The organism is Pseudocitrobacter cyperus (genome assembly GCF_039889165.1).
Classification (GTDB): domain Bacteria; phylum Pseudomonadota; class Gammaproteobacteria; order Enterobacterales; family Enterobacteriaceae; genus Pseudocitrobacter; species Pseudocitrobacter cyperus.
The window spans coordinates 147324-170640 of the sequence record NZ_JAYMYY010000007.1; the positions used below are offsets into that span (position 1 = coordinate 147324).

At 53.9% G+C, this 23317-nt stretch carries 22 protein-coding genes and 3 tRNA genes; 12 read left to right on the plus strand and 13 right to left on the minus strand.

Annotated elements, in window-relative coordinates; all coding sequences use genetic code 11:
• From amiB to nnr, 3 genes are read right to left on the minus strand one after another with little or no spacing between them, the layout of a single operon-like run.
• Positions 1-1347 (minus strand): N-acetylmuramoyl-L-alanine amidase AmiB, encoded by a 1347-nt coding sequence (amiB, locus tag VSR74_RS19670; RefSeq protein ID WP_347796260.1) that lies wholly within the window; start codon positions 1345-1347, stop codon positions 1-3.
• A gap of 16 nt (positions 1348-1363) precedes the next feature.
• Complete coding sequence (tsaE, locus tag VSR74_RS19675) at positions 1364-1825, minus strand: tRNA (adenosine(37)-N6)-threonylcarbamoyltransferase complex ATPase subunit type 1 TsaE (protein WP_347796261.1); 462 nt, start codon at positions 1823-1825, stop codon at positions 1364-1366.
• Positions 1818-3344, minus strand: coding sequence for a bifunctional ADP-dependent NAD(P)H-hydrate dehydratase/NAD(P)H-hydrate epimerase (nnr, locus tag VSR74_RS19680; protein ID WP_347796262.1), 1527 nt, complete (start codon positions 3342-3344; stop codon positions 1818-1820). The genes tsaE and nnr overlap by 8 nt, the downstream gene beginning before the upstream one ends.
• Here nnr and queG point away from each other — a divergent pair.
• Positions 3343-4482, plus strand: coding sequence for a tRNA epoxyqueuosine(34) reductase QueG (gene queG / locus VSR74_RS19685; protein WP_347796263.1), 1140 nt, complete (start codon positions 3343-3345; stop codon positions 4480-4482). The genes nnr and queG overlap by 2 nt on opposite strands.
• Before the next feature lie 267 nt (positions 4483-4749).
• On the opposite strand, the gene VSR74_RS19690 is transcribed toward queG, so the two are convergent.
• The 4 genes from VSR74_RS19690 to orn form a co-directional block, all read right to left on the minus strand.
• Positions 4750-4825, minus strand: a tRNA-Gly gene (locus VSR74_RS19690).
• Positions 4826-4862: 37 nt separating this feature from the next.
• Positions 4863-4938, minus strand: a tRNA-Gly gene (locus tag VSR74_RS19695).
• Between the two features lie 38 nt (positions 4939-4976).
• Positions 4977-5052: transfer RNA gene (locus VSR74_RS19700), tRNA-Gly, on the minus strand.
• A 223-nt stretch (positions 5053-5275) separates the two neighbouring features.
• Entirely contained in the window at positions 5276-5821 is a 546-nt protein-coding gene (gene orn / locus VSR74_RS19705) for an oligoribonuclease (protein ID WP_347796264.1), read from the minus strand.
• 94 nt (positions 5822-5915) lie between these two features.
• Between orn and rsgA the strand changes: the two genes are divergently transcribed.
• The 3 genes from rsgA to mscM all read left to right on the plus strand — a co-directional run bounded on the left by rsgA (position 5916) and on the right by mscM (position 11398).
• Positions 5916-6971 carry a small ribosomal subunit biogenesis GTPase RsgA gene (rsgA, locus tag VSR74_RS19710; protein WP_347796265.1) on the plus strand — a complete coding sequence of 352 codons (1056 nt, stop codon included), beginning with the start codon at positions 5916-5918 and terminating at the stop codon, positions 6969-6971.
• Between the two features lie 117 nt (positions 6972-7088).
• A complete protein-coding gene (asd, locus tag VSR74_RS19715) occupies positions 7089-8051 on the plus strand; it encodes an archaetidylserine decarboxylase (RefSeq protein ID WP_347796266.1) in 963 nt (320 codons plus the stop codon).
• A gap of 20 nt (positions 8052-8071) precedes the next feature.
• Positions 8072-11398, plus strand: coding sequence for a miniconductance mechanosensitive channel MscM (mscM, locus tag VSR74_RS19720; RefSeq protein WP_347796267.1), 3327 nt, complete (start codon positions 8072-8074; stop codon positions 11396-11398).
• A gap of 83 nt (positions 11399-11481) precedes the next feature.
• Here the strand turns inward: mscM and yjeM are convergent, their stop codons facing one another.
• A complete protein-coding gene (yjeM, locus tag VSR74_RS19725) occupies positions 11482-12984 on the minus strand; it encodes a glutamate/gamma-aminobutyrate family transporter YjeM (protein WP_347796268.1) in 1503 nt (500 codons plus the stop codon).
• A gap of 235 nt (positions 12985-13219) precedes the next feature.
• On the minus strand, positions 13220-14197 hold the full coding sequence (gene epmA, locus VSR74_RS19730; protein ID WP_347796269.1) for an elongation factor P--(R)-beta-lysine ligase: 978 nt from the start codon (positions 14195-14197) through the stop codon (positions 13220-13222).
• Between the two features lie 329 nt (positions 14198-14526).
• On the opposite strand from epmA, the gene frdA reads away from it, so the two are divergent.
• The 6 genes from frdA (at position 14527) to VSR74_RS19760 (ending at position 19642) form a co-directional block, all read left to right on the plus strand.
• On the plus strand, positions 14527-16317 hold the full coding sequence (gene frdA / locus VSR74_RS19735; protein ID WP_347796270.1) for a fumarate reductase (quinol) flavoprotein subunit: 1791 nt from the start codon (positions 14527-14529) through the stop codon (positions 16315-16317).
• Positions 16310-17044, plus strand: a complete 735-nt coding sequence (gene frdB, locus VSR74_RS19740) for a fumarate reductase iron-sulfur protein (protein WP_347796271.1) — start codon at positions 16310-16312, stop codon at positions 17042-17044. The genes frdA and frdB overlap by 8 nt, the downstream gene beginning before the upstream one ends.
• Positions 17045-17054: 10 nt before the next feature.
• Positions 17055-17450, plus strand: a complete 396-nt coding sequence (gene frdC, locus VSR74_RS19745) for a fumarate reductase subunit FrdC (protein WP_347796272.1) — start codon at positions 17055-17057, stop codon at positions 17448-17450.
• Between the two features lie 10 nt (positions 17451-17460).
• Positions 17461-17820, plus strand: coding sequence for a fumarate reductase subunit FrdD (frdD, locus tag VSR74_RS19750; RefSeq protein WP_347796273.1), 360 nt, complete (start codon positions 17461-17463; stop codon positions 17818-17820).
• 60 nt (positions 17821-17880) lie between these two features.
• Positions 17881-19023: a CMY2/MIR/ACT/EC family class C beta-lactamase gene (ampC, locus tag VSR74_RS19755; RefSeq protein WP_347796274.1), complete on the plus strand. Its 1143-nt coding sequence runs from the start codon at positions 17881-17883 to the stop codon at positions 19021-19023.
• A gap of 88 nt (positions 19024-19111) precedes the next feature.
• On the plus strand, positions 19112-19642 hold the full coding sequence (locus VSR74_RS19760) for a lipocalin family protein (protein ID WP_347796275.1): 531 nt from the start codon (positions 19112-19114) through the stop codon (positions 19640-19642).
• Here the strand turns inward: VSR74_RS19760 and sugE are convergent.
• From sugE to efp, 4 genes are all read right to left on the minus strand, one after another.
• The gene (sugE, locus tag VSR74_RS19765; protein WP_015966232.1) at positions 19639-19956 is read right to left on the minus strand and encodes a quaternary ammonium compound efflux SMR transporter SugE; all 318 of its coding nucleotides are present in this window, start codon (positions 19954-19956) and stop codon (positions 19639-19641) included. The genes VSR74_RS19760 and sugE overlap by 4 nt on opposite strands.
• A gap of 154 nt (positions 19957-20110) precedes the next feature.
• On the minus strand, positions 20111-20257 hold the full coding sequence (ecnB, locus tag VSR74_RS19770) for a lipoprotein toxin entericidin B (protein WP_015966233.1): 147 nt from the start codon (positions 20255-20257) through the stop codon (positions 20111-20113).
• A gap of 105 nt (positions 20258-20362) precedes the next feature.
• On the minus strand, positions 20363-20494 hold the full coding sequence (locus tag VSR74_RS19775) for an entericidin A/B family lipoprotein (RefSeq protein ID WP_347796286.1): 132 nt from the start codon (positions 20492-20494) through the stop codon (positions 20363-20365).
• 67 nt (positions 20495-20561) lie between these two features.
• On the minus strand, positions 20562-21128 hold the full coding sequence (gene efp, locus VSR74_RS19780) for an elongation factor P (protein ID WP_149465080.1): 567 nt from the start codon (positions 21126-21128) through the stop codon (positions 20562-20564).
• A gap of 40 nt (positions 21129-21168) precedes the next feature.
• On the opposite strand from efp, the gene epmB reads away from it, so the two are divergent.
• Together epmB and yjeJ are read left to right on the plus strand one after the other, a co-directional pair.
• Entirely contained in the window at positions 21169-22197 is a 1029-nt protein-coding gene (gene epmB, locus VSR74_RS19785; RefSeq protein ID WP_347796276.1) for an EF-P beta-lysylation protein EpmB, read from the plus strand.
• Between the two features lie 201 nt (positions 22198-22398).
• On the plus strand, positions 22399-23247 hold the full coding sequence (gene yjeJ / locus VSR74_RS19790) for a YjeJ family protein (RefSeq protein WP_347796277.1): 849 nt from the start codon (positions 22399-22401) through the stop codon (positions 23245-23247).
• Positions 23248-23317 lie beyond the last annotated feature (70 nt).

A 23317-nucleotide genomic window follows, 5' to 3' on the forward strand; every position in this document is an offset into this window, starting at 1 on the left:
TTAGTTAATCAACGTTCCGGTCGATGAGGTCGCGCTGGCGGTCTGCGCCTGCTCCTCTTTCGGCCCGGATTGCATAGGGTGCGCCAGGAAATAGTTACGCAGGCCGTTGTAGATGGCTTCCGCCAGTTTCTGCTGATAGTCATCGCTGGCCAGCAGACGCTCTTCTGAAGTGTTGCTGATAAAACCGGTCTCGACCAGGATCGACGGAATATCCGGCGAACGTAACACGCCCAGGCTGGCATGTTCCGGTCGGGGCTTGTGGATGTTACCGATACGCTGTAGCTGGCTGATGACTTTGGTTGCCACGTCATAACCCACACGCTGTGAGTGACCGAACTGCAAATCCAGCACCGCCTGGCTCAGGTACGGGTCTGCCTGGCTGTTCGCCAGCACGTCACCCGCGCCGCCTAACAGTTCAGACTGCTTCTCGTGCTGTTCCAGCCAGCCGGCCATTTCACTGTTGGCGCGACGGTTAGAGAGCACCCATACGGATGCGCCGCTCGCTGAACGGCTTGGCGCGGCATCGGCGTGAATAGAGACCAGGAAGTGTGCGTTTTGTTTACGCGCCACGTCGGAACGCCCCATCACCGAAATAAAGTAGTCACCATCGCGGGTCAGTACGCCTTTAAACATCGGATCGTCGTTCAACAACGAACGCAGTTTACGGGCGATAGAAATTGTCACGTTTTTCTCGCGCGTACCACCAGGGCCGATAGCGCCTGGATCCTGGCCACCGTGGCCCGCATCAATAGCGATAATCACTTTATCGCCCGAGGCGACGCGTTTGCGGCTGGCCGGACGTGAAATCGCCGTATCGGTGTTAGTCACCGCGGTGATGCGGTCGTTTTGCGCTTTAAACGGATTACGCGCAGGCTCAACCGGACGCGGCGCAGGCGTAACCACCGGCGCTTCAACCTGCTTAACCACGACCGGCGCAGGCGGCGGAGGTGGCGGCGGTGGAACATCGGCATTGATGGTGAATACTACGGTATAACTCGCGCCGTTCTGCTGCTTAACGGCCTTCGTTTTGCCTTTCTGCGTGAGATCGACCACCAGACGCAGAGACTGATCGTCTTTCGGCGTACCGGAATGAATCGCCTTCACCAGATTGTTACCGCTAAAACGCAGCGGTAGCCCCTGGATCACGCCCGTCTGTTTAATGTCCAGCGCCACGCTGCGTGGGTCATCCTGGCTGAATGCGTACTCAGGGTCGCCCATAAAACTGAAGGTAATGCGTGCCTGCTGATCGCCATTTGAAACCTGAATATCGGATAATGTTGCCGCTGTTGCGCCGACGCTAAACAGCATCAGCGCCGCAGCCAGCCAACTTTTTGCGCGTAAAATCATCCCGTGATCCCTAAAATTAACCGGCGAACCGCGCCAGCAGAGACTCACCCAATGAGGAGACAGCGGTTATGCGCGCCTCACGCCCTTGCGCCTGGTAATCTAAGTGTATTTCGATATCCGGTTCAGGCAGTACACCCGCGCCCTGTTGCGGCCATTCCACCAGGCAGATGGAATCGTTAGAAAAATAATCGCGGATCCCCATAAATTCGAGTTCCTCAGGATCCGCAAGGCGATACAAGTCAAAATGGTAAACCATCAGTTTATCGAGGGTATAAGGCTCGACCAGCGTATAGGTTGGGCTTTTGACGTTGCCGCGGTGGCCCAGCGCTTGCAGGAAACCGCGGCTGAAGGTGGTTTTGCCGGCGCCCAAGTCGCCGTAAAGATAGATGACCGTCGCGCCGTCGCAGGCTTTCGCCACGCGTTCACCGAGGTCTAAGGTCGCCTGCTCGTCGGGTAAGGGAATCACTCGATTAATCATGGTCTACGTCAATCACATCCGGGTTAACAACACGCCGTAGCGTGGAAAAGAGATCGGTGGCCAGCATACCGCGGGTACCGAAGCGCGCCGCGAGTTTATCCGCCGCCGCACCGTGCGCGACACAGCCTGCACAGGCAGCATCATAAAGCGAGAGTGCCTGTCCCAGCAATGCGCCAATGATGCCGGAGAGCACATCACCCATTCCGCCGCTGGCCATTCCGGCATTCCCGGCATCAATAATTGTTATCGCCCCCGCCTCACAAGCCACAACCGTGCCTGCGCCTTTCAACACCACGACACCACCATACCGTTTTACCAGACGCTGCGCAGAAAGTAAGCGATCGGCTTCAATTTCTGTTGTGCGGCAGTTCAGCAACCGTGCGGCTTCACCGGGGTGCGGGGTAATTACGCGATTGTGACGTTTATCGGGATTGATTGCCAGCAGGTTCAGTGCGTCGGCATCCCAGAGCATCGGTTTGTTGATGTTCTCGACCTTACGCAGCGCCTGTTTCCCCCATGCGGTTTGCCCAAGCCCTGGCCCTATCACGACCACATCGGCCCAGTGCAGGCTTTCGTCCAGCGTTTCCGGCGTGAGTTCATGCACCATCAGTTCCGGCCTGGCGGTGATAATCGGGGCGATATTTTCCATGTGAGTAAGTACTCGCACTAACCCTGCCCCCGCACGCAGCGCCGCTTCGCTGGTCATGCGTATGGCCCCGGCGGTACCGTGGTCGCCTCCGATAATAACCAGCTTACCGTGATCGCCTTTGTGTGATGTTGGGCGGCGAGTCGGTAACCAATGCACAAGCTGCGAGGCATCCGCGCGAGAAATCGCCGTAGTTTGCGCGGCAAGCCATGACTCCAGCCCCAGCGCATGATGGTGCAAGCGTCCAACGACATCTCGCGCTTTGCCGGTTAATAAACCGGGTTTCAGGGCTATAAAGGTGAGGGTGTGTGCGGCGTGAATGACTGCGCCCGGCGTCGTGCCGGTTTGTGCGTTCAGACCAGAAGGAATATCGAGAGCAAATACAGGCGCAGAATGCAGGTTCGCCAGTTCAATCAGGCGAGCGATATTTTCGCGCGGCGCGCTTTGTAAGCCCGTACCGAGCAGCGCATCAATAATCAACTCCGTCTCTTCGGGCCACACCGTCTGCGTCGAATGAATCACCCCACCCGCGTTGAGCCAGGCTTCCCGCGCGGCGTGGGCTTCTTCCGGTAGCGGTTTATCGCTCTCCTGGGCGAGCAGAGTGACGGAAATACCCGCGGCCTGTGCCAGCCGCGCGACGACATAACCATCGCCACCGTTATTGCCATGACCGCAAAGGATCAGCCAGTGCGCGGTATCGGGATAAATCTCCCGCGCCAGACTAAAAGCGGCTTCTCCCGCCCGCTGCATCAACTCATAAAGAGTGATATCAAGACTATCTGCCGCCTCTCTTTCCGCACAACGCAGCGCCTCCGCAGCCCACACGGAGTGTGGTATACTTGTGGAGTTTCTCGTCAATGTATGGTCCGTCATGTCACAGCCCCTCGATCTCAATCAGTTAGCGCAACAAATCAAACAATGGGGCACTGAACTGGGCTTTCAGCAGGTAGGTATCACCGATACCGACCTCAGCGCCTCCGAGCCCAAATTACAGGCATGGCTGGACAAACAGTACCATGGCGAGATGGAGTGGATGGCACGCCACGGTATGATGCGCGCGCGCCCTCACGAGCTGCATCCCGGCACATTGCGCGTCATCAGCGTGCGAATGAACTATCTGCCCGCCAATGCAGCCTTTGCCAGCACCCTGAAAAACCCTGCGCTCGGTTACATCAGCCGCTACGCGCTTGGGCGCGATTATCATAAGCTGCTGCGTAATCGCCTTAAAAAGCTCGGCGAAATGATTCAGGAACAGTGCGTCTCGCTGAATTTTAGACCTTTTGTCGATTCTGCGCCCATCCTTGAGCGCCCGCTAGCCGAAAAAGCCGGAATTGGCTGGACAGGTAAGCACTCACTTATCCTCAATCGCGATGCCGGATCGTTCTTTTTCCTCGGTGAGTTACTGATTGACCTGCCATTGCCCACCGATAAACCGGTGGAGGAAGAGTGCGGACGCTGTGTCGCCTGCATGACCATCTGCCCGACGGGCGCTATTGTTGAACCTTACACCGTCGATGCCCGCCGCTGTATCTCCTATCTCACCATTGAGCTGGAAGGTGCCATCCCGGAAGAATTTCGCCCGCTGATGGGCAACCGCATCTACGGCTGTGACGATTGCCAGTTGATTTGCCCATGGAATCGTTTTTCGCAACTGACAGACGAAGCGGACTTCAGCCCGCGTAAGGCATTGCATGCCCCTGAACTGATTACTCTCTTCGCCTGGGATGAGGCCTGGTTTCTTAAAGTCACCGAAGGATCGCCCATCCGTCGTATAGGCCATCTACGCTGGCTGCGTAATATTGCCGTCGCGCTGGGAAATGCCCCCTGGAGCGAAACAGTCATTGAGGCGCTTAAAACACGGCGAGGTGAGCACCCACTTCTCGACGAACACATAGAGTGGGCGATTGCGCAGCAGATCAAGAAACGAAATGACTGCGTCGTTGAGGTGCAGTTACCGCAAAAGCAGCGTCTTGTGAGGGTCGTTGAGAAAGGATTACCGCGGGATGCATAAAACATTCACAGGCTGTGAATAAAAATAAAAAAGCAAAGAGATTCAAAGCACACTGTAAGGTCAAGTGATCGAATTAACATTTTGAAATGTTATTTTTATCTTATCTATCAGTGAGATATGGATATATTATTCACCGTTCGAAGAATTTTGTATTTCAGTGGCTGTGTCTTGATCTGTGGATAACTCTGTTTACAAGAGTGTTTCAGAAACGAGAAATCACCTCAGCAAATCATTTCACTGTGGTTTTTGATAATCAGAAAGAAAATTTGGAGCGGGAAACGAGACTCGAACTCGCGACCCCGACCTTGGCAAGGTCGTGCTCTACCAACTGAGCTATTCCCGCTTGGGTGGTGCGTGCTTAGGAAGCACTTTTCAAATTTTGGAGCGGGAAACGAGACTCGAACTCGCGACCCCGACCTTGGCAAGGTCGTGCTCTACCAACTGAGCTATTCCCGCTTGGGTGGTGCATGCTTAGAAAGCATCTTTTCAAATTTTGGAGCGGGAAACGAGACTCGAACTCGCGACCCCGACCTTGGCAAGGTCGTGCTCTACCAACTGAGCTATTCCCGCATCATCATGATTTCTGACGTTTAAATCTGAAATCTGGTGACTAATTTGAAGCTGTCGTAACGTTGATTTCTCTGTCGTTACGGGAGGCGCATTATACGAGAAATCCTTTTTGCTGCAACCCCCTTTGGCGCGTTTTTTTTGAAATCTCGTTCAAGTGCCGAATAATTCATCATCCTGGTGCTTTTAACGCCGAATGGCAAGCGCCATCCGGCAAAGACGAGAATTACAGCTTAATAAAGTTCTCGCGGTAGTACGCCAGTTCCGCCACCGACTCACGAATATCGTCCATCGCCTGATGCGTCCCCTGCTTCTTAAATCCGGCCAAAATTTCCGGCTTCCAGCGACGCGCCAGCTCTTTGAGTGTACTGACATCCAGATAACGATAGTGGAAGTAGGATTCCAGCTCCGGCATATATTTAAACAGGAAACGACGATCCTGGCCGATACTGTTCCCGCAGATAGGCGATTTGCCAGCCGGTACCCACTGCTTCAGAAATTCAATGGTTGCCAGTTCCGCCGCGCGGTCGTCAATGGTGCTGGCTTTCACGCGGTCAACCAGCCCGCTGCCGGTATGGGTTCGCACGTTCCACTCATCCATCAGCGCCAGTTGTTCATCAGACTGATGCACAGCGATAGTTGGCCCTTCCGCCAGAATGTTCAGATTCGCGTCGGTCACCAGGGTTGCGATTTCAATAATGCGATCGCGCTCGGGATCGAGACCGGTCATCTCCAGATCGATCCAAATCAGGTTGTTTTCATCTGCACTCATGCTATTTTCCACCCCAGTATCGTGACTATATTCATCTAAAATAGCGTGTATCATAGAACTTTTGCCCATCATGGGCGACCAGGAGTCTGTACGATTGAGTAAAAATAAACTCTCCAAAGGTCAGCAACGTCGCGTGTCGGCTAACCACCAGCGCCGTCTTAAAACGACTGCGGAGAAGCCCGACTACGATGACAACCTGTTTGGTGAAGCCGCTGAAGGCACCGTTATCAGCCGCTTTGGCATGCATGCTGACGTTGAGTCCGCCGACGGCGAGACGCACCGCTGCAACATCCGCCGCACCATTCGCTCGCTGGTTACTGGCGACCGTGTTGTCTGGCGTCCGGGCAAAGCGGCTGCCGAAGGCGTTAATGTCAAAGGCATCGTTGAAGCGGTACATGAACGTACCTCTGTGTTGACGCGTCCGGACTTTTACGATGGCGTGAAACCCATTGCCGCCAATATAAACCAAATCGTTATCGTCTCGGCCATCCTGCCGGAGCTGTCGCTGAATATTATCGACCGATATCTTGTCGCCTGCGAAACGCTGGACGTCGAGCCCATCATCGTGTTGAACAAAATCGATCTGCTGGATGACGAAAGCCTGGCTTTCGTAAATGAGCAAATGGATATCTACCGGAATATTGGCTATCGCGTATTGATGGTCTCCAGCCATACCCAGGACGGCCTGAAGCCGCTTGAAGAGGCGCTGACCGACCGCATCAGTATTTTTGCCGGGCAGTCTGGCGTTGGAAAATCGAGCCTGCTCAATGCCCTGCTGGGCCTCAACGAAGAGCGGATCCTCACCAACGATGTTTCCGATAACTCGGGTCTTGGACAGCACACCACCACCGCCGCACGCCTTTATCACTTCCCGCACGGCGGCGATGTGATTGATTCGCCAGGCGTTCGGGAATTTGGTCTGTGGCATCTTGAGCCGGAACAAATCACCCACGGCTTTGTCGAATTTCATGATTATCTGGGGTTATGCAAATACCGCGACTGCAAACATGACACCGATCCTGGTTGCGCCATCCGCGAAGCCGTTGAAGAAGGTAAAATTGCCGAGACGCGATTCGAAAATTATCACCGCATCCTGGAAAGTATGTCGCAGGTAAAAACGCGTAAAAACTTTTCTGATGGCGATAACTGAGAATTATGCTTTAGCGACTGACATTTATCTCGGGCATCGCTAAAATCGCCACCTTTTCTTTTGGAGCCCGCGCATAATACGGGCTCAGGAACGACACATCATGGCCTGGAGGCTACTTTGTTAAACGATCTTAAACTTTCACTGCAATACATTCTGCCTAAACTGTGGCTTACCCGCCTCGCAGGCTGGGGTGCGAGCAAGCGAGCAGGATGGCTGACCAAACTGGTTATCGATCTGTTTGTGAAATACTACAAGGTCGATATGCAAGAGGCGCAGAAACCAGACACTGCCAGCTATCGCACCTTCAACGACTTTTTTGTGCGCCCTCTGCGTGACGATGTGCGCCCTGTCGACACCGACCCGAACGTGCTGGTTATGCCGGCAGACGGCGTAATCAGCCAGCTTGGTCGCATCGAAGAAGATAAAATTTTGCAGGCCAAAGGCCATGACTATTCGCTGGAGGCGCTGCTGGCAGGCAACTACCTGATGGCGGATCTCTTCCGTAACGGTACCTTCGCGACAACCTATCTCTCACCGCGCGACTATCACCGCGTTCACATGCCGTGCAACGGCATTCTGCGCGAGATGATCTACGTGCCAGGCGATCTCTTCTCCGTAAACCACCTGACGGCGCAGAACGTCCCGAACTTATTTGCCCGTAATGAGCGTGTGATTTGCTTGTTCGATACCGAGTTTGGCCCAATGGCGCAAATTCTGGTCGGCGCAACTATCGTCGGCAGCATCGAAACCGTATGGGCTGGCACCATTACGCCACCGCGTGAAGGGGTCATTAAACGCTGGACATGGCCTGCTGGCGACAGCGAAGGCTCCGTTGCCCTGCTGAAAGGTCAGGAGATGGGCCGCTTTAAATTGGGTTCAACGGTTATCAACCTCTTCTCTCCGGGGAAAGTTCAGTTGATTGAACAACTGCAAAGCCTCTCCGTGACCAAACTCGGCCAGCCGCTGGCGGTATCAACCGAAGCTGTAGTGATGCCAGAGCCGGACGTTCTGCCAGAAGAAGAAGTGGCGGCTGAAATTGAGGCCAGCCCGCTGGTCGATGATAAGAAAGACGAAAGCTAACTTTAAAAAAGGGTTCTGACGTGCGCCTGATTATCACTTTCCTGATGGCCTGGTGCCTCAGCCAGGGGGCGTTCGCAGCGACCGCTCCCGACAGTAAACAGATAGCCCAGGAGCTGGAGCAGGCGAAATCCGCCAAACCTGCCCAGCCCGAAACCGTTGAAACTTTGCAGGGTGCGCTCAACGCGCTTGAGGAGCGTAAAGGCTCTCTTGAGCGTGCGACGCAGTATCAGCATGTTATCGACAACTTTCCAAAACTCTCCCAAACATTACGTTCCCAGTTAAATAACCTGCGTGAAGAGCCACGGCAGGCTCCCGAAGGTCTGAGTGCGGATGCGCTGAGCCAGGAGATCCTGCAGGTCAGTAGCCAGCTTCTGGAAAAGAGCCGTCTGGCACAGCAGGAACAGGAACGCGCCCGGGAAATCGCCGACTCCCTGAACCAGCTTCCCCAGCAGCAGACCGATGCCCGTCGTCAGTTAAATGAAGTGGAGCGACGCATCGGTACCCTGGCCGCGAATACGCCGCAGGCACAGGCGCAAAACCTGGCGCTTCAGGCTGACTCCGCGCGCCTGAAAGCGCTGGTTGATGAACTGGAACTGGCACAGCTTTCTGCCAACAACCGCCAGGAACTGTCGCGGATGCGCTCTGAACTGGCGCAAAAGCAGGGAGAACAGCTCGACGCTTATCTTCAGGCGCTGCGTAATCAGCTCAACAGTCAGCGCCAGCGCGAAGCCGAACGGGCGCTGGAAAGTACAGAGTTACTGGCTGAAAACAGTGCCAATTTGCCCGCCGGTATTGTTAATCAATTCAAAGTTAACCGTGAGCTTTCTCAGGCACTGAACCAGCAGGCACAGCGTATGGATCTGGTCGCCTCGCAACAACGTCAGGCCACCAGCCAGACATTGCAGGTGCGCCAGGCGCTGAATACACTGCGTGAACAGTCGCAATGGCTGGGTTCCTCTAACCTGTTGGGCGAAGCGCTTCGTGCCCAGGTCGCCCGCCTGCCGGAAATGCCGAAGCCTCAGCAGCTTGATACCGAAATGGCGCAGTTGCGCGTACATCGTCTGCGCTATGAAGACCTGCTCAACAAGCAGCCACAGTTGCGGCAGATCCTTCAGGCCGATGGTAAACCGCTTACCGCCGAGCAAAATCGTATTCTGGAAGCACAGTTGCGCACTCAACGTGAACTGCTCAACTCGCTGTTACAGGGCGGCGATACGCTGATTCTGGAACTGACTAAACTTAAAGTTTCCAATAGCCAGCTTGAAGATGCGCTAAAAGAGGTGAATGAAGCTACCCACCGCTATCTGTTCTGGACATCAGATGTGCGTCCAATGGACTTCAGTTGGCCGCTGGAAGTGGTTCAGGATCTGCGCCGTTTAATCTCGCTGGATACCTTCAGCCAGTTGGGCAAAGCTACGGTCATGATGCTGACCAGCAAGCAAACGCTGCTGCCGCTCTTTGCCGCGCTGATTCTGGTCGGTTTTAGCATCAGTTCACGCAAACATTTCACCCGTTTTCTGGAGCGTTCCAGCGCTCGCGTTGGCAAAGTCACTCAGGATCACTTCTGGCTGACTATGCGCACCGTCTTCTGGTCGATTCTGGTTGCTTCTCCCCTGCCCGTCCTGTGGGCGACGCTGGGGTATGGTCTCCAGGAGGCCTGGCCGTATCCGCTTGCGGTAGCCATCGGCGATGGCGTGACCGCCACGGTGCCGCTGTTGTGGGTGGTGATGATCTGCGCCGCCTTTGCCCGCCCGAACGGTTTGTTTATCGTTCACTTCGGCTGGCCGCGCAACCGCGTATTACGGGCGATGCGCTACTACCTGATGAGCATCGGGCTTATCGTACCGCTGATTATGGCGCTGATCATGTTCGATAATCTCAACGATCGCGAGTTTTCCGCCTCATTAGGCAGGCTGTGCTTTATCCTGATTTGCGGGGCGCTGGCGGTGGTGACGCTCAGCCTGAAGCGCGCAGGCATTCCGCTCTGGCTCGATAAAGAGGGCGACGGTGACAACATGGTTAACCGTCTGCTATGGAACCTGCTTTCCGGCGCGCCGATGGTTGCGATTCTGGCGGCGGCCGTAGGCTATCTGGCGACATCCCAGGCGCTACTGGCGCGTCTGGAAACATCGGTCGCTATCTGGTTCCTGCTGCTGGTGATTTATCACGTCATCCGCCGCTGGATGCTGATCCAACGTCGCCGTCTGGCGTTTGACCGCGCCAAACACCGCCGTGCGGAGATGCTGGCCCATCGTGCGCGTGGTGAAGAAGAGACCCACTCCACCAGCCTGGAGGGCTCTGCTGAGGCAGAAGTCAGCGAGGTTGATCTCGATACCATCAGCGCCCAGTCCCTGCGCCTGGTGCGCTCGATTCTGATGCTGATCGCGCTGGTTTCGGTCATCGTGCTGTGGTCAGAAATTCACTCGGCCTTCGGCTTCCTGGAAAATATCTCCCTGTGGGACGTCTCCTCAACCGTGCAGGGTGTGGAGAGTATTGAGCCGATTACGCTTGGCGCGGTGCTGATTGCGATTCTGGTGTTTATCATCACCACCCAACTGGTGCGAAATCTGCCTGCGCTGCTGGAACTGGCGCTGCTACAACATCTCAATCTGACGCCAGGCACCGGCTACGCCATCACCACCATCACCAAATACCTGCTGATGCTGTTTGGCGGGCTGATTGGCTTCTCGATGATTGGTATTGAGTGGTCGAAATTGCAGTGGCTGGTCGCGGCACTCGGTGTCGGGTTAGGTTTCGGGTTACAGGAAATTTTCGCCAACTTTATCTCCGGCCTGATTATCCTGTTTGAGAAACCGATTCGTATCGGCGATACCGTCACCATCCGCGATTTGACCGGTAGCGTGACCAAAATCAACACCCGCGCCACCACCATCAGCGACTGGGATCGTAAAGAGATTATCGTGCCGAACAAGGCCTTTATCACCGAACAGTTCATCAACTGGTCGCTGTCGGACTCCGTTACCCGCGTGGTGTTGAGCATTCCGGCGCCGTCAGATGCGGACAGCGAAGAGGTAACGCAGATCCTGCTCACCGCCGCACAGCGCTGCTCGCTGGTAATTGATAACCCGCAGCCGGAAGCTTTCCTGGTCGATCTGCAACAAGGGATCCAAATCTTTGAACTGCGTATCTACGCAGCAGAGATGGGACACCGTATGCCGCTACGCCACGAAATCCATCAGTTGATTCTGGCGGGCTTCCGCGAGCACGGTATCGACATGCCATTCCCACCTTTCCAGATGCGTCTTGAAAGCCTGGGCGGGACGAAAACGCCGGCAGGAAGGACATTAACGTCTGCGGGACGTGGGCGTAAGGCGGGAAGTTTGTAAAGCCTTTAAGGGATCGATAGGACGGCAAGCGCAGCGCCATTGTCTGATGGCGCTGCGCTTATCAGGCCTACCGATCCTTTTTCTTACTCTATCGCCAGCTCAGGCGCATTCGCTGTCCGGCGGCGATAGTTCTCATAAATTCCCATCGCCATCAGTGAGAAGAAGATCGGCCCACCCATCATCCACAGGGCGCTACTCCAGTCATTCGCTTCAATAACCGGTTGGATAACGGTGAAGATGTTGGCAAACGATACGATCAGCACCACGACGGCGGTGGCGACCAGCGCAGAAGCGCGCGTTTTAAAGATAACAAACGGCCTTTCCAGGCCCGTTTTCGCTTTAAAAAACGGGAACGCCAGCGCCAGAAAGAGGTACGGTAGCGTCATCGAGACGTTCGCCATCAGCGTAAGCTTGTTATAAAACGCGGAAGCGGTATCACCGCCAAACGACACCAGCAAAATAAACAGACACACCAGGCCACACTGCGCCCACATCGCGGTTTCTGGCATGCCGCTCGCGTTCAGGCGCGTGATGGATGTTGGCCACAGCGCTTTTGGCGTGCCCTGCACAATCGCCTTTAACGGCGAGTAGATCAGGGTAAAGAACGCGCCGGTATAAGCAAGGAACATCGACAGGCCGGTAATGCGCGCAAACCACACACCAAGCGAGGTGGTCGCCTCAGGCGATAGCCCCAACGCATGTCCCAGCGTTTCGCCCAGGCTATGCATCAGCACATAAGTAATATTGCCAAGGTTGGTCGCACGATCGCTCAGCACGGCCTGCCAGTTTGTGCTCACACCCCACAGGACAATCGCCAGCGCGTAACCAATCGAGATAACAATCGCCGCAAAGATAATTCCCTTCGCAAAGTTCTTTTCCGGGTTTTCGGTTTTATCAACCAGCCCACCGACCGCTTCAATGCCGCCATAGGCAAAAATGGCGAATACCACAAACGAGAGCATCGCCAGGCCAGACTGGTAGCCCGGGTTCGGTGAGGTAACAAAATTAATCGGCTCGGCAAAATTTCCTCCGTTCAGCGCCATAATCGTGATGCTCACCACCAGCAGCACCAGGTTCAGGCACATCACTGAAATCCCGCCGACGGCGGTAATTTTGGCGATTTTATTGATCCCACGGGAAGCAACAAACGTCACCAGCAGCATCCAGCATACCGCCAGAATACCGACAGCCTGGGTGGGCGTCAGGCCAGCGAAGGCCCACACCTGCGTTTGATCTGCGCCACACAAGAAAGTGGAAAACGGCACCCATACTTTCGCCGCGGTGCTGACCATCCAGATGATATAAGAGGAGAACCACATAAAGGTGCCGATAAAGGCGAAGCGTGGCCCAACACTGTTATTCATCCATGAGTAGATCCCGCCCTCTTCTTTGCGGTACGCCGATCCCATTTCCGCCATCATTAAGGCAAAAGGGATGAAGAAGAAGAGTGCCGAGAGAATATAGAAAGGGGCTGCGCTGTAGCCCATTAAATAGAATGCCGACGGGCTATTGGCGAAGCCAAACACCGACGTAAAGATCATCAGAATAAGCCCGGTGAGGCTCATCTTTTTTAGAGACTGGTTCATCTTGCCGTTCCAAAAAGAGTCATAACGCAAATAACGTTATCCCACGCCGACTGGCAGGGACGAAAGCGCGGATAGTAGCAAAAAACCAGATTATTATTGTGACAATACTGGCGGATAACGAATGAAAAACTGCAAAAAAGAGGTGGGATAGCTACATTATCTAAGCGAGGTGAATATTACGATTGTTTTAAATAACGCGCAGCTATATTTCATCAATATTAGCCGCGCGAAGATATCAGGCGCGATCGACCGTAAAGGCGATAACGTCGGCAATTTGCTCCGCATCCAGCGCCAGCATCACCAGACGATCGACGCCGAGCGCCACACCGGAACAATCAGGCAGACCTGCAGCTAAAGCGTCCAGCAAATTCTGATCGATAGGCTGCTGCGGCAGACCGCGCGCAGCACGCTTGCGGTTATCCTGCTCGAAACGCTGCTGCTGTTCACGCGCGTCAGTCAGCTCGTGGAAACCGTTCGCCAGCTCCATGCCTTTGAAGTACACCTCGAAACGCTCTGCTACACGGTGATCTTCCGTGCTGATCTGCGCCAGAGATGCCTGGCTTGCCGGGAAGTGGTAAACGAAGGTTGGGCGATCTTTGCCGATGTGCGGCTCTACGCCGAAGGCAAACAGCAACTGTAACAGGGTATCCCGATCTTCTTCTTCATCAGCGACGTTGCTGAGATCCAGCTTCGCCGCGACTTCTCGCAGCAGCGTTTTATCGGCTGAAAGCGGGTCAATTTCCAGATGGCGCTGAAACGCCTGCTGATAAGAGAGACTTTCCGCCGGCTGGCACTCCAGTACCTGCTGCAGTAAATCATCCACCTCGTTGATAAGTCGATACATATCAAAATGCGGGCGATACCACTCCAGCATGGTAAATTCCGGGTTGTGATGACGTCCCATTTCTTCATTACGGAAACTTCTGCAAAGCTGGAATACCGGGCCGCAGCCTGCAGCCAGCAGACGCTTCATATGGTATTCCGGGCTGGTCATCAGGTAGAGATTCACCCCCTGAGAATGACCCGGCCCCACAAAGCGAGTTTCAAACGGTACCAGATGCACATCAGTTACCGTTGCCTGGCTCATACAGGGCGTTTCCACCTCCAGCACACCGCGATCGGCAAAGAAACGACGGATTTCCGTCATCACAGCCGCGCGTTTTAACAGGTTTGGGATGGATGCGCTCGGCTGCCAGGTTGCCGTCTCGCTCATGGTACTTTCTCCAGTTTCAGACAAGGGCACGAAGTCTACTCGTAACCCGTCTACGAGACAAATTTTGTGCGGAAATTATTAGCCTGGTGAGTTGGCGTAAGGGAGTAGCTGGGGGTAGTTTAGTAATTAAATTAATCAAAATTAGTGATGATTCAGGGCGTTCAGACTCAAAAATAATCGAACACATCAAATTTCCCTCAGGTTTCTGCGGGTATACTGTTTTACCCATAAAGGAGCAGTGGAAACGTTTCCGTCATAGCAAGCCATAACAGGGTGAACTACCTTTTGGTTAACGCTGTTGCGGAATAACAATAATCTGGAGGAATGTCGTGCAAACCTTTCAAGCCGATCTTGCCATTATAGGCGCTGGCGGAGCTGGTCTACGAGCGGCCATCGCCGCAGCGCAGGCTAATCCAAATGCAAAAATAGCTTTAATATCAAAAGTTTACCCGATGCGCAGCCACACCGTTGCGGCTGAAGGTGGCTCCGCTGCCGTCGCGCAGGATCACGATAGCTTTGAATACCATTTTCACGATACCGTAGCCGGCGGCGACTGGCTCTGTGAACAGGATGTCGTGGACTACTTCGTCCATCATTGCCCAACGGAAATGACGCAACTGGAGCAATGGGGCTGCCCGTGGAGCCGTCGTCCGGACGGTAGCGTTAACGTGCGCCGCTTCGGTGGAATGAAAATCGAACGCACCTGGTTCGCCGCCGATAAAACCGGCTTCCACATGCTCCACACCCTCTTCCAGACTTCTCTGCAATTCCCACAAATTCAACGCTTCGATGAGCATTTCGTCCTCGATATTCTCGTGGACGACGGCCAGGCTCGCGGCCTGGTAGCGATGAATATGATGGAAGGCACGCTGGTGCAAATTCGTGCCAATGCGGTAGTGATGGCGACTGGCGGCGCAGGCCGCGTCTATCGCTACAACACCAACGGCGGCATCGTTACTGGCGACGGAATGGGTATGGCGCTCAGCCATGGTATTCCGCTGCGTGATATGGAATTTGTTCAGTATCACCCAACCGGCCTGCCGGGTTCCGGCATCCTGATGACCGAAGGCTGCCGCGGTGAAGGCGGTATTCTGGTCAACAAAAATGGCTATCGCTATTTGCAGGATTACGGCATGGGCCCGGAAACCCCGCTGGGCGAGCCGAAAAACAAATATATGGAACTGGGCCCGCGCGACAAAGTTTCTCAGGCCTTCTGGCACGAGTGGCGCAAAGGCAACACCATCTCCACGCCGCGCGGCGATGTGGTTTACCTCGATCTGCGTCACCTGGGTGAGAAAAAACTGCTCGAACGTCTGCCATTCATTTGCGAACTGGCGAAAGCCTATGTCGGCGTTGATCCGGTGAAAGAACCGATTCCGGTTCGTCCAACCGCGCACTACACCATGGGCGGCATCGAAACCGATCAGCAGTGTGAAACCCGTATCAAAGGTCTGTTCGCCGTCGGTGAATGCTCATCTGTTGGCCTGCACGGCGCGAACCGTCTGGGTTCCAACTCGCTGGCAGAACTGGTGGTCTTTGGCCGCATGGCGGGCGAACAGGCAATGGAACGCGCCGCAACGGCAGGTGAAGCCAATAGCGCCGCGCTGGACGCCCAGGTTGCCGACGTTGAAAGCCGCCTGAAAGGGCTGGTGAATCAGGAAGGCAGCGAAAACTGGTCGAAGATCCGCGACGAAATGGGTCTGTCGATGGAAGAAGGTTGTGGCATCTACCGTACACCGGAGCTGATGCAGAAAACCATCGATAAGCTGGCCGAACTCCAGGAACGCTTCAAACGCGTGCGCATCACCGATACCTCCAGCGTGTTCAACACTGACCTGCTCTACACCATTGAGCTGGGCCACGGTCTGAACGTTGCCGAATGTATGGCGCACTCCGCCATGGCGCGTAAAGAGTCTCGCGGCGCGCATCAGCGTCTGGACGAAGGCTGCACCGAGCGTGACGACGTCAACTTCCTCAAGCATACGCTTGCTTTCCGCGATGCCGACGGCACCACGCGTCTGGACTACAGCGATGTGAAAATCACAACGCTGCCGCCAGCTAAACGTGTCTACGGCGGCGAAGCTGAAGCAGCCGATAAAAAGGAGAAAGCGAATGGCTGAGATGCATAACCTGAAAATCGAAGTGGTGCGCTACAACCCGGAAGTGGACTCCGCGCCGCACAGCGAATTTTATGAAGTACCTTATGATGAAACCACCTCGCTGCTGGATGCGTTGGGCTACATCAAAGATAACCTGGCGCCGGATCTCAGCTACCGCTGGTCTTGCCGTATGGCGATCTGCGGTTCCTGCGGCATGATGGTCAACAAGGTGCCGAAGCTGGCCTGCAAAACCTTCCTGCGTGATTACACCAAAGGCATCAAGGTCGAAGCGCTGGGCAATTTCCCGATTGAGCGCGATCTGGTGGTCGATATGACCCACTTTATCGAGAGCCTGGAAGCCATTAAGCCGTACATCATTGGCAATCCGCGCACGCCGGATCAGGGCCCGAATAACCAGACCCCTGCGCAGATGGCGAAGTATCATCAGTTCTCCGGCTGCATCAACTGTGGCCTGTGCTACGCCGCCTGCCCGCAGTTCGGTCTGAACCCTGAGTTTATCGGCCCGGCGGCAATTACGCTTGCACATCGCTATAACGAAGACAGCCGCGACCATGGAAAGAAAGAGCGTATGACGCAGCTTAACGGCCAGAATGGCGTCTGGAGCTGTACCTTCGTCGGTTACTGCTCCGAAGTGTGTCCAAAACACGTCGACCCGGCAGCCGCCATTCAACAGGGTAAAGTTGAAAGTTCGAAAGACTTTCTTATCGCTACCCTGAAACCACGCTAAGGAGTGCATTATGACGACTAAACGCAAACCCTATGTGCGGCCGATGCCGTCCACCTGGTGGAAAAATCTGCCGTTTTATCGCTTCTATATGCTGCGTGAAGGAACGGCGGTTACTGTTGTCTGGTTCAGCATCGTGCTCATTTGCGGCCTGTTTTCCCTGAAACATGGGCCTGAGTCCTGGGCCAGTTTTGTCGGTTTTCTGCAAAACCCAATTGTGGTGATCCTCAACATTATCACCCTCGCGGGCGCGCTGCTGCATACCAAAACCTGGTTTGAGCTGGCGCCGAAAGCCGCCAATATTATCGTGAAAGACGCAAAAATGGGGCCGGAGCCGATCATCAAAGGGCTCTGGGTGGTGACAGCTATCGTCACCGTAGTTGTGCTGTTTGTAGCGCTGTTCTGGTAAGGAGGCCCAGGTGATTAATCCAAATCCAAAACGTTCTGACGAACCGGTATTCTGGGGCCTGTTTGGCGCAGGTGGGATGTGGGGCGCAATCGTCGCGCCGGTGATCGTCCTGCTGGTCGGCATCATGCTGCCGCTGGGGCTGTTTCCGGGCGATGCATTAAGCTATGAACGCGTACTGGCCTTTGCACAAAGCTTTATTGGCCGCGCATTTCTGTTCCTGATGATTGTGCTACCGCTGTGGTGCGGTTTACACCGTATTCACCACGCAATGCACGATCTGAAAATTCACGTTCCCAGCGGAAAGTGGGTTTTCTACGGCCTGGCTGCTATTCTGACGGTGGTGACGCTGATTGGTGTCGTCACCCTCTGATGAAGTCTCAATGTTAATCCGGCCCGCCACTGGCGGGCCGTTTTGTATGGAAGCCAGGTCATGTTCAAGAAGATTCTCTGTATCACGCTGCTCGGCGCAACCTGCACTGCATTTGCCGCCTCCCACACTGAACAACAGTTAACCGATATTGTTAACCGCACGATTACGCCGCTCATCAAAGAGCAGGCAATCCCCGGCATGGCTGTTGCGGTCATCTATCAGGGTAAACCTTATTATTTTACCTGGGGTGAAGCGGACGTTGCAAAAAAGCAGCCTGTGACACAACAGACGCTGTTCGAACTGGGGTCGGTCAGTAAAACATTCACAGGCGTTCTGGGTGGCGATGCTATTGCGCGTGGAGAGATTAGCCTGAACGACCCGGCAACAAAATACTGGCCAGAGCTGACCGGTAAACAGTGGCAGGGTATTACGTTACTGCATCTCGCGACTTACACCGCTGGCGGATTACCGCTGCAGGTACCTGACGAGGTCACGACGGATGCTGAACTGCGCCGCTACTATCAAAACTGGCAGCCGGAATGGGCGCCGGGAACGCATCGCTTATATGCCAACGCCAGCATTGGGTTATTTGGCGCGATGGCGGTGAAACCGTCCGGGCTGAGCTTTGAGAAGGCCATGACCGAGCGCGTGTTGCAGCCGCTCAAGCTCACCCATACGTGGCTAACCGTCCCGCCCGCAGAACAGAAACACTACGCCTGGGGATATCGCGACGGGAAAGCCGTGCACGTCTCGCCAGGCCAACTGGACGCCGAAGCTTATGGCGTAAAATCCAGTATTGAGGATATGGCGCACTGGGTGCAGGTCAATATGAATGCCAGCGAAATCAAAGAGAAAACGCTGCAACAGGGTATTGAGCTGGCGCAGTCTCGCTACTGGCAGATTGGCGAGATGTATCAGGGGCTGGGCTGGGAGATGCTGAACTGGCCGGTAGATCCGAAAACCATAATTGATGGTAGCGATAGCAAAGTCGCCCTCGCCGCACTGCCGGTAAAAGCCATTACGCCACCCACACCAGTAGTGCGCGCATCCTGGGTACATAAAACCGGTGCAACGGGTGGATTCGGCAGCTACGTCGCCTTTATTCCTGAGAAAGAACTCGGCATCGTCATGCTGGCAAATAAAAACTACCCCAACCCGGCCCGCGTGGCTGCGGCGTTTCAAATTCTGAATTCATTGAAATAAGTGATATCCGGCCTGTTTCGACAGGCCATTCCCTCTCGCTTTTCCTGCTGTCATCTACACTTAACAAAAAAACAGTAAGGAAACTTTTATGCGCATTCTGCCCGTTGTCGCCGCTGTCACCGCGGCATTCCTGGTGGTGGCCTGTAGTTCTCCAACGCCGCCGAAAGGCGTCACCGTCATTACCGGTTTTGACGCTAACCGCTTCCTGGGAACCTGGTATGAAATCGCCCGCTTTGATCACCGTTTTGAAAGTGGGCTCGAGCAGGTCACGGCAACATACCGACTACGTGATGACGGCGGGTTAAACGTCACCAACAAAGGCTATAACCCGGATCGGGGAATATGGCAGAAGGCCGAAGGAAAAGCGTATTTCACAGGCGATCCGAGTCGCGCTGCCTTAAAAGTGTCTTTCTTCGGCCCGTTCTACGGCGGCTACAACGTCATTGCGCTTGATAAAGCGTATCGTCACGCCCTGGTTTGTGGGCCAGACCGCGACTACCTGTGGATACTCTCACGCACCCCCACCATTTCCGATGAGATGAAACAACAGATGCTGGACGTCGCGACCCGGCAGGGGTTTGATATCAGTAAGCTAATTTGGGTCAAACAACCCCTTTAATGGGTGCTAAGTTTCAGGCCAATAATCCCTGCGACAATCAACCCCAGGCTTGCCAGACGCATCGGACTTGCTGATTCGCCGAGTAGAAGAATACCGGTAATGGCGGCGCCCACCGCGCCAATGCCAGTCCAGACAGCGTAAGCCGTGCCGACCGGCAGGCTTTTCATCGCCCATGAGAGCAACGCCATACTGACAATCATCGCGGCAATGGTGATAACGCTTGGCGTCAGGCGGCTGAATCCGTGGGTATATTTCAGGCCGACGGCCCACACCACTTCAAGTAAACCGGCAATAAGAAGAATAATCCAGGACATAACAGGCTCCAGAAAAATGGGGCCGTCCCCGGTGAAAGAGGCGCTTACGGGTCGTCCCGTAAGGCTATGTGAGCGGATATTTTATCAATCGAAAGTGTGCGCGGCAAATGTGAAAACGGTACGGAGAGATTACCGTACCGTTTAAGTGCGTAAATTACTGCTGAGCTTTGGTGGCCGCACCGGAAATCGCATTGCCACCATCAGAAATATCCTCTCCAACGCCACGCGTCGTGTTACACGCCGTCAGCACGGATGAAAGCACTACCACGGTAAAAAACGCTGCAATTGTTTTCTTAATCATCATGTCGTCCTTTAATGGTCAATGTTTTATGCATGTAGCTTGTTAAGCATAGACAAAATCCCGCGCCGTGGCGGAAAAGGAGAACGATTTAAGAATTATGAAGGATTAGCTGGCAGCGTTTGAAATGATGCTACCGAGATCTTTGATGTCTTCACCAACACCACGCGTGGTATTGCACCCGGAAAGCAATGCGCTGGCGATAATCAACAGAAGTAGAGCTTTAACAGTACGAGTCATCATCCTTGCCTGAATTGTTCAGGCGCAGCGGCGTGCTGCGCCATCATTTATCCATTTATAACATGGATTACTTCACGCGGGATACATACTCGCCAGAGCGGGTATCCACTTTGATCACTTCGCCAATCTGAACGAACAGCGGAACTTTAACCACTGCGCCAGTGGACAGAGTCGCCGGCTTACCGCCAGTACCTGCGGTGTCGCCTTTCAGACCTGGATCGGTTTCAACGATTTCCAGTTCGACGAAGTTCGGCGGAGTAACGGAGATAGGCTGACCGTTCCACAGGGTCACGATGCATTCAGCCTGATCCAGCAGCCATTTAGCGTTGTCGCCAATCGCTTTTTCATCAGCAGACAACTGCTCGAAGGTTTCGTTGTTCATGAAGTGCCAGAACTCACCGTCGTTGTACAGGTAAGTCAGGTTCATATCGACAACATCTGCGCCTTCAGCGGAGTCAGTAGACTTGAAGGTTTTCTCAACACGGGTACCGGTCAGCAGACGGCGCAGTTTAACGCGCGCGAACGCCTGACCTTTACCTGGTTTAACAAATTCACTGGCTTCAACCGCATAAGGTTCGCCGTCCAACATGATTTTAAGACCAGCACGAAAATCGTTGCTATAGTAAGTCGCCATAAGGCCCTCTGAAATTGTGAAATGGTAGCTAAGCCACAAAATGGCGCATATTGTAACCCTAAACACCCCATCCAGAGAAGATTGGTTATCGCAACTTGCCGATGTTGTGACCGATCCGGATGAACTATTACGTCTTTTAAATGTAGACGCTGATGAAAAATTGCTCGCAGGTCGGGAAGCAAAACGCCTTTTCCCACTCCGCGTTCCCCGTGCATTCATCGCCCGCATGGAAAAAGGCAACCCGGATGACCCGCTGTTGCGTCAGGTTTTAACCGCGCAGGATGAGTTTATCACCGCCCCCGGTTTCTCGACCGACCCACTGGAAGAGCAGCACAGCGTAGTGCCAGGGCTGTTGCATAAATACCGCAATCGGGCGTTACTGCTGGTTAAAGGCGGCTGCGCGGTGAACTGTCGTTACTGCTTCCGTCGCCATTTCCCGTATGCTGAAAACCAGGGTAACAAGCGCAACTGGCAGGCAGCGCTCGACTATATCGCGCAGCATCCGGAGCTGGATGAAATTATTTTCTCCGGTGGCGACCCGCTGATGGCGAAAGATCACGAGCTGGAGTGGTTGATAACGCACCTTGAAGCCCTTCCGCATGTTAAGCGTCTGCGCATTCATAGTCGCTTACCAATCGTTATTCCGGCACGCATCACCGATGCGCTGGTTACGCGCTTTGCGCAAAGTCGGCTGCAAATTCTGCTGGTAAATCACATCAACCACGCCAGAGAGATAGACGATGAGTTTCGTGCTGCGATGGCGCGTTTACGCCAGGCGGGCGTGACGCTGTTAAACCAAAGTGTGCTGCTGCGCGGCGTGAACGATAGTGCTCAAACCCTCGCAGAGCTCAGTAATGCGCTCTTTGATGCCGGCGTTATGCCTTATTACCTGCACGTACTCGATAAAGTACAGGGCGCAGCTCACTTTCTGGTGAGCGATGACGACGCGCGCGCCATCATGCGTGAGCTATTGACGCTGATTTCCGGTTATATGGTGCCTAAACTGGCGCGTGAAATTGGCGGTGAGCCAAGCAAAACACCTCTGGATCTGCAGCTTCGCCAGCATTAATTTCGATGCCCTCTTACAAGGGGGCATTATTCTTCCCCAAAAAAACATTCGCAAAACAGATAATAATATCCATAGAGATTTTCTGGACATCACTGACATCTGTGATATTTTACTTTCCCATCTGACAAGCGCTCAATTAATAAAACACATCAATTATTTTTAATAATACATATATCAGAAATATGGTTATGGAGAACCAATATGGCATTACGTATTAAAAGTGTTAATACCGGAGTCATTCGTAAAGGAGATTCATTCGTCGCATTGGCTTTTAAAATCAAAGAGCAAAAAGACAAAGAGTCTCTTTACTTCTTCCCTGCACTGCCCCTCAGAGACCTGCTCATCGCTCTTGAAAGTCGCCTCGCAGCGCTGCATATGCGGCAGGGCAACGAATTAAAGAAATATGAAAAAGCGCGTGATAAAACCGGTAAGAAGATGCTGGAAGATATTCCTGCGCTTCAGGAAGAGGAATTGCGCCATGCCGATATAAGCTTTCGCGTCGATGAACTGGAACTTACCCACAATGGCGAAGATGAATTAACGATTACGTTAAAATTGCACAATGGCAAAAGCGTCGAATTAACTATTAATGAGCTACAAATTGATCTTCTGGTCAAAGCAATTATTCACGCCATTAATAACGCTGGAATGAGAGAACTGGCATTACGCATTTCTTCGTTACTGGACTTCCTGCCGCTATACGATGCGGATTGTCAGGAAAAAGACAATCTGGAATATGATTTCTACAATCAGCCACAATGGAAACACGACCTTTTCAGCCATTATCTGGCGGTGCTTTATCGCTTTAATGATAAAGATGGCAAAGAGTGTTTCAGCGGCAGCATCGTGAAAACGCGTACACCATCCGGCAGTAAAGAAGCGCAGGCAATTTCCCGCCGTCTGCTCGACTTTAGCCCACGCCTGAAAAAACTGACAGGGACACCGTGCCAGGTTTACGTCAGAACGTTATCAGCGAATAAAGGGCAGCAACTAAGCCAGGAGCAGTGTCTGCGGGCGTTGCACCATTTGCATGTACAGTCGGTAAAATAACGACTCCGGATGGCGATTACGCCTTCCAGACCTACGGGCGGTATGCCGGGCTAGTACAGCGTCATCCGGC